This is a genomic window from Anaerococcus sp. (genome assembly GCF_022770135.1).
Taxonomy (GTDB): domain Bacteria; phylum Bacillota; class Clostridia; order Tissierellales; family Peptoniphilaceae; genus Anaerococcus.
Map to the genome: position 1 here is coordinate 1 of NZ_JALEIL010000010.1, position 6,220 is coordinate 6,220.

4 protein-coding genes are annotated in these 6,220 nt (G+C 30.2%); 1 reads left to right on the forward strand and 3 read right to left on the reverse strand.

Annotated features, from left to right (window positions below; genetic code table 11):
• Positions 1 to 54 precede the first annotated feature (54 nt).
• Positions 55 to 1,005, reverse strand: a complete 951-nt coding sequence (locus tag MRZ08_RS00380; protein WP_290878669.1) for a CorA family divalent cation transporter — start codon at positions 1,003 to 1,005, stop codon at positions 55 to 57.
• Between the two features lie 93 nt (positions 1,006 to 1,098).
• Positions 1,099 to 3,204, reverse strand: coding sequence for a hypothetical protein (locus tag MRZ08_RS00385; protein ID WP_290878672.1), 2,106 nt, complete (start codon positions 3,202 to 3,204; stop codon positions 1,099 to 1,101).
• A 269-nt stretch (positions 3,205 to 3,473) separates the two neighbouring features.
• Here MRZ08_RS00385 and MRZ08_RS00390 point away from each other — a divergent pair, with 269 nt between their 5' ends.
• Positions 3,474 to 5,717, forward strand: a complete 2,244-nt coding sequence (locus MRZ08_RS00390; protein ID WP_290878675.1) for a hypothetical protein — start codon at positions 3,474 to 3,476, stop codon at positions 5,715 to 5,717.
• Between the two features lie 62 nt (positions 5,718 to 5,779).
• Here MRZ08_RS00390 and MRZ08_RS00395 read toward each other — a convergent pair.
• Positions 5,780 to 6,220, reverse strand: a 441-nt coding sequence (locus tag MRZ08_RS00395) for a ketopantoate reductase C-terminal domain-containing protein (protein WP_297377882.1), incomplete at its 5' end; no start/stop codon positions are given.

A 6,220-nucleotide genomic window follows, 5' to 3' on the forward strand; every position in this document is an offset into this window, starting at 1 on the left:
TAAAATAGAAAAAAGCGGAATATGACTGTAATTAATGTCTTTTCCGCTTTTATCTTACTTATCAAGCCTTCTAAAGATAATAAAGCCTAAAATAATGCTAGTTAGGGATAGGATTATTACATAGATATAACCAAAGTTCCATTCAAGCTCTGGCATATTATCAAAGTTCATCCCGTACCAACCTGTTATAATTGTAATTGGTGTAAAGATCGCAGTAATTACAGTAAGGACTTTCATGGTATTGTTCATCGAAAGATCCATCTTGGATGTATAGGAATCCTTGACATTGTTAATATAATCGTTAAGATAGGTGATGTTTGACGAATATCTTTCCACCCTAAAGGTAATTGACTTAAGGTGCTTGATATCATCTTCATCAAAAATATCATTCTCATTTTCTGTAAGAAGCTCCAAGGTATCTATTAGTCTCTCGTAAGATGTATAAAGGTTTAGGGCCTTGTGCCTATTGTCTGTAATGATATCAATGCTGCTTGTTAGCTTTTTATTTTTTATAATCCCATCTTCAACAGCAGCTGTTTGGTTCTTAATATCTTCAAAAACCCTTGTATGGTTGCTGATTAGGGCTGCTATAAAAAATTTAAGGAGTCTTCCTGGAGATCTTGCCGCTGTTTTTTTATTGATCATCCTCCTAAAGGCAACCGAGGTGGAAGCATCCCTGTCATAGAGATCTACTATGATAAGTCTATTATTTTCTATGTAGAAGCCAACAAGGTCTGATGTATCGAGATTTCCCTTGATATCGAGCATCTCAAGAATAGCAAAGGTATAATTATCCTCAACCGCCATATAGGTCTTAGTAGAAATATCCGAAACTAACAAGTCTATGATAGCATTGTCGAGTTTATAAGTCTTTGCAAAATCGATAAAACTATCCTTGCCCAAATACATCAAGTAAAAATCATCATCTTCTATAACATCATAAAAACTTTTTATATCACTTTTCTCAAAACCATTATCCGTATCAAATTTGTAAATAAATTCCATCTTCCCTCCTAAACATTCAGGAAATTTTATATCTTTACTAATAATATAATAACTATATAAATTAGGATTGAAAATGTCAAAACTACGCTATCTTTAAAATATATTTCTCAATTCCTTTTCAAATTCAGATATATTTTTATATGCCTTTTTTGTTTTTTCTAGATTGTCTTTAATGATATTTTTTATATCTTCTCTTTTGTTATTAGAATAAAATTCAATTTCTAAGTTTTTTAGAACTTTCATAGATAAATTGTTAGAATTTTTAAGCTCTGATTTTATTAGGTCTTTGGTCTTTTGAGAGTTCAAAAATGCTAAGATATAATAGGGATCAACCTTGTTCTTGTCTAATCTTAGAATAAACAAATTATCATTTACCAAATATTTATTCGCATCATCTACTATAGCTGTATTGTAGGGAAAAGTTTTAGAGATAATCAAGTCTCCCTCACTTGCATAAAACAAAGAACTGATATTTCCAGCAAAAGTAGAAAAAGATCCACTAACAAATCCCTTTCCAATGTTCGAATTTGATACATAGGAAAATCCCTTACGGTCATATATAAGTCCTAAGTTAAGTAGTTCTGCTACAGAATATCCCCTCCTTGCTTGAATAATAAAATCTTTTAACCTATAAATCTTAGAACCATCTTTTATATTATTTAACTCAGCTAGAGAATATTTACCTACTAGTGAAGCATCAAAATATCCTTCCTTAAATAAAATGTAGTTTCTATCAAAGAATCTATAAAAAAGTCTATCTTCCCTTCTACCAACCTTTAGAAAAACTTTTTGGTTGTCAAAATTCGTTAAAGAAAACAAGGGGAATTTGTTCTCTATTGATTTTCTAAAGCTGAGATCTCTTTCTCTCATAAAATCTTCATAAGGCATGACTAAAAGAGCTTCAGAAAAACTATTTTCATCAAGAATCTTTTCACAAAGAGTCAAATCACCTGATAAATCTATTATTTTATCAAAGTTTAAATTTCTCAGACTTAAAACATCCTTCATAAAAACAAATCCCGGCATAGATAATGCCTTCTTCATAAGACTTAGAAGGATAAAATCTTCATAATCTCCCACTAAAAACGATGCATCAGCCAACAAATTTTGCTTTAATATCAAAGAAAACTTCTTAATATCATTATCTAAAATTATAAGACAATTTCTCCCAGCCTTTAGAACTTCCTTATAAAAACTTAATTCCCCTTTGCTGAGATTTATCTTAGAGAAAATATAAGGGAAATTTTTAATAATCTCTAAGATAATATCCTTAGAAAAGCATGATTTTAGCATCTTGATATGTCTTGAATAGGTTAACTTTATCTTTTCCAAATAAGACCTAGTAGTACTTGATAAATTAAAGTCAAACCCTAATGAAAGATATAAAATTGACATGATGTGGGCTGAATTTGTAATTTCTCTAAGATTTTCAATAACATAATAATTTTTACAAATGCTATCTATAATAAAATTAGGGTATAAATTTTCATCTATATTCTTTAACAATAAAGAAATGAGACTACTAACATCTTTTCTAATCGCTGCTCCATATGGAGGAGGTACATCAACAATCTCTGCCCTATATAAATGTGGAAAGTCTTTTTCATTCAAAAATTTATCAAAAGATTCCTTAACCAAATCGTAAATACTATTTATAACAAGAAATTTTGGATCAGACACTTCCAAAAGCTCAATCTCTCTATCAAGTGCCCTTAGCTGAGTTTTTATATAGGTTTCATAAGAAAGCTCATCAAGAGATCTTAGGAAAGAAAAAACTTCTTGTCCATCTCTAGTTACAAATCCATCCAAAAACTCCCCATCAGGAGACGTTTTGAAAAAATCTGTAACATAAGCTCCTTCAAGCTTAGTATCTGAGAAAAGATTATTGAACCTTGTTATCGCAGGATCAGCCTTAGAAAACATCCCCTCTTCCAAATTATGGAAAACCCAAAAAGGGACAAGTTCAGATTTTTCAAAAACATCGTAAGCATTTCCTCTAAAACTCCTATAAAGCCTATAAAAATCCTCATCATCGGTCCTAAGATTCATAGCTAAATATATATAAGAAGGTTTAAAATTTTCCTCCCTATATTTTTTATCATCAAAACAAGGAGGCAGACCATTTCTAATCCTTTCATCATCCCAAATCAAAAATGAAGATAAATGTGAAAATTCTTTTTTCAAAAGTTCATAATCCATAAGTCCTCCTAAGTAATTCTTTCTTATAATTATACAATACCATTCAGAATAATAAGGGTAATTAATTACTCCAAATATTTTGATATTTGAAATTTTACGATAAACAAAACTTAAACGAATAGAAATCTACAATTATTACAGGATAAAGTCTAAATAATAGGCAAAAATAAATAAAACCTCTTATCTATGAGGGTAAGATAATACCCTGAAAGTTTTGATTATTAATGATATATTTAGTCCATATAATAAGTATATTTTAAGGAGAAATTATGAAAAATTCAAGAAAAATTGTAGTTGGATCTGCTTTAATACTTGCTCTATCCTTTAGTACTATAGAAAATAGTATTTCTTATGCGGAAGAAGATACAATAAAAAATGTTGAAACGAATGAGATCAAAACAAAAGAAGAAAATAATAAAAATCTTCTAGAGACTCCTAATGAAGAGTTAAAAGAAGATAGTAATGTAGAAAACACTGAAGAATTTAAAGAAACCAAAGATATTGAAGAATCAAATGAACCAACTGAACTTAAATCAGAAGAATCAAATAAACCAGCCGAACTTAAATTAGAAGAATCAAATGATAAAACTTATACCGAATCAGACTATGACGAAAATTATAGTAGGGTAGATGAAAATCAATATAAACATAGAGACCAATTTGATGATGATAAGATAGATTTCAATGAAGAAGAATACAATAATGCTAAGGCTTATGAAAAGTCAGAGGAATATCAAAAAGAAAACCCATACAATAAGATTCAAAATATCAAAAAAATAGAAGAAAACAAAAGAATAGAGAAATTTGATGAAAATCTAGATATCGGCTTTGGTGATGGAGTAATTGCGAAAAATTCTGGAGGACTTCTAAATGATTTTATTAAATTTAATTATAAGGATGATAAAGCTTATTTAGATAATTCCAATAATAGGAGATTTTTCAGTATAAGTTTCGATGATGAGGACTTCGATCCAAGTAAGGCAGGAGATTATGAGATAAAAGCTACGGTCATGTCATATAGCAGTTATGATTCAGGGAACTTTACTTTAAGAATTGGTGACATTGTAGAAAACTTCATTAGAGTAAGTGTAGTTGATGATGGAAATAATAGAGTTATGTATGATAGCGAAATAGAAGCTATAAATGCAGCTAATGAAATCATTGAATCAAATGACGATTTCAATTTTTATAGAATTATTCGAGATGGAAACAAATACAGCTATGAATTAGCTTACCACGAAGGATCTCATTATAAGAAATATAAAGAATTAAAGCATGATGAATACGATGATTATCTAGAGGATTGGAAATCTCATGAAGAGTTTAAAGAGATGTTCAAAGAAGATATCCATAAGTACGATGAAGAATCTCAAAAATATATAAATTCTGTCATCCATGATGGGTTTTATAGTTCAAAACCCTTAAGTAAGGAAGAATTTGGAGAAAAACTCCGAATTCATAATTCCTACGCGGAAGGAAAGGTAGCTAGTAAAAATTTCCAAAATAGAATAATTGATAACTTAAATCTCTTACCTCAATACGACTACAAGGATTTAAGTTTAAAAGAAAAGATAAATATAGATAGTTCTAATGAAATAAATCTATATAACGCCAATCTAGAAGTAGGAAATAAGCTTCCTCACTTAAAGAAACTAGTTGAGTTTAATTTTTCAGAATACGGCCCAAGAGTAAATTATAGCTGGGATCCTGACTCTATCGATACAAATAAATTAGGGAAACAAAATCTTGACGTTAAATTCACCTACAGAAACTCTAAAGGCGAAGAAGAAGAGTTCACTAAAACTCTTGTAATAAATATAGTTGATAGTAGTAAACAAGACCCTGATACAGATCAAACTTTAGATAAAAAAGGCCTTGAGAAAGAAATTTCTGAAGAAAATTCTATAGATCCTAAAGATTTTACAGAAGAAAGCTATCAAAATTATAAAGCCTTGCTAGCAGCAGCCAAAAATATTTTAAATAAAAAAGATGCTAAACAAGAAGAATTAGACAAGGCTTTAGAAGAGCTAAAAGAATCTAGGGATAACCTAGTAAAAGTTAATAGTGACAAAGAAAATCAAGCTGACAAAAATAATGATAATAAATATACTGCTGGTAAAAATGATGATAATCAAAATACTGGTGTCGAAAATAATGATAACAAAAAAGAAAATTCAAAACCTGATGGAGAAAACACGGATAAAATAAGTAAAGAAGATAGCAAAGCTGAAGTTAATGAAGCTAATGGAAATGGATCTAAAATAGATAAAAACGATAAAACTGATAGCATTGATAAGAAAAACAACGATAAGAAAATAAGTGATAATAAAGTTGATAATAAGACTATCAAGGAAGAGGATAAAACTGAAGATAAGGAAAAAATTAAACCAGTGAAGGTAAGTGAAATTAAACAATCTTCTAACGTGAAAACTGGCGTTACTGGTCTTGCAGGAGTTATTGGTGCATTGGCAACCGCTGTGGGTGGATATTTCTTTACAAAGAAAAACAAATAAAATCCTATAATAATATATGAAAATACAAAAGTCCGGGCCTTAGGCTCGGACTTTTGTACATTTTATTTCGCCCCTCTAATATCTTCCTTGGCGTGGATTAATTGAGTTACTATCTTGTTATATGGAGTAGCGATTTTATGATTCTTTCCCTTTTCCACTACTGCCCCATTTATAAAGTCAATTTCTGTTTTTCTGTTTCTTTCTATGAGGTCTTGGTACATGGAAGGGTGGTGGTCTTTGGCTTCTTCTGCTGTTTTATAAATGTATTCTAGCATCTCTTTTCTATCAAGATCAATTCCTTCAGCACGACCTACTTCTGTAAATTCCTTTACTAGTTCAATTATAATCTCCTTGGAGGAGTCTGAATCGAAGAATTCTCCAATGGTGCATTCCATAAGCGTGGTCATGGAATTCATAGTTCCATTTACCATAACCTTTCTCCAGATCGCATACATCACGTCTGTATCGTATTTTGCTCCAAGGCCTGCCTTATCTAAGAGATC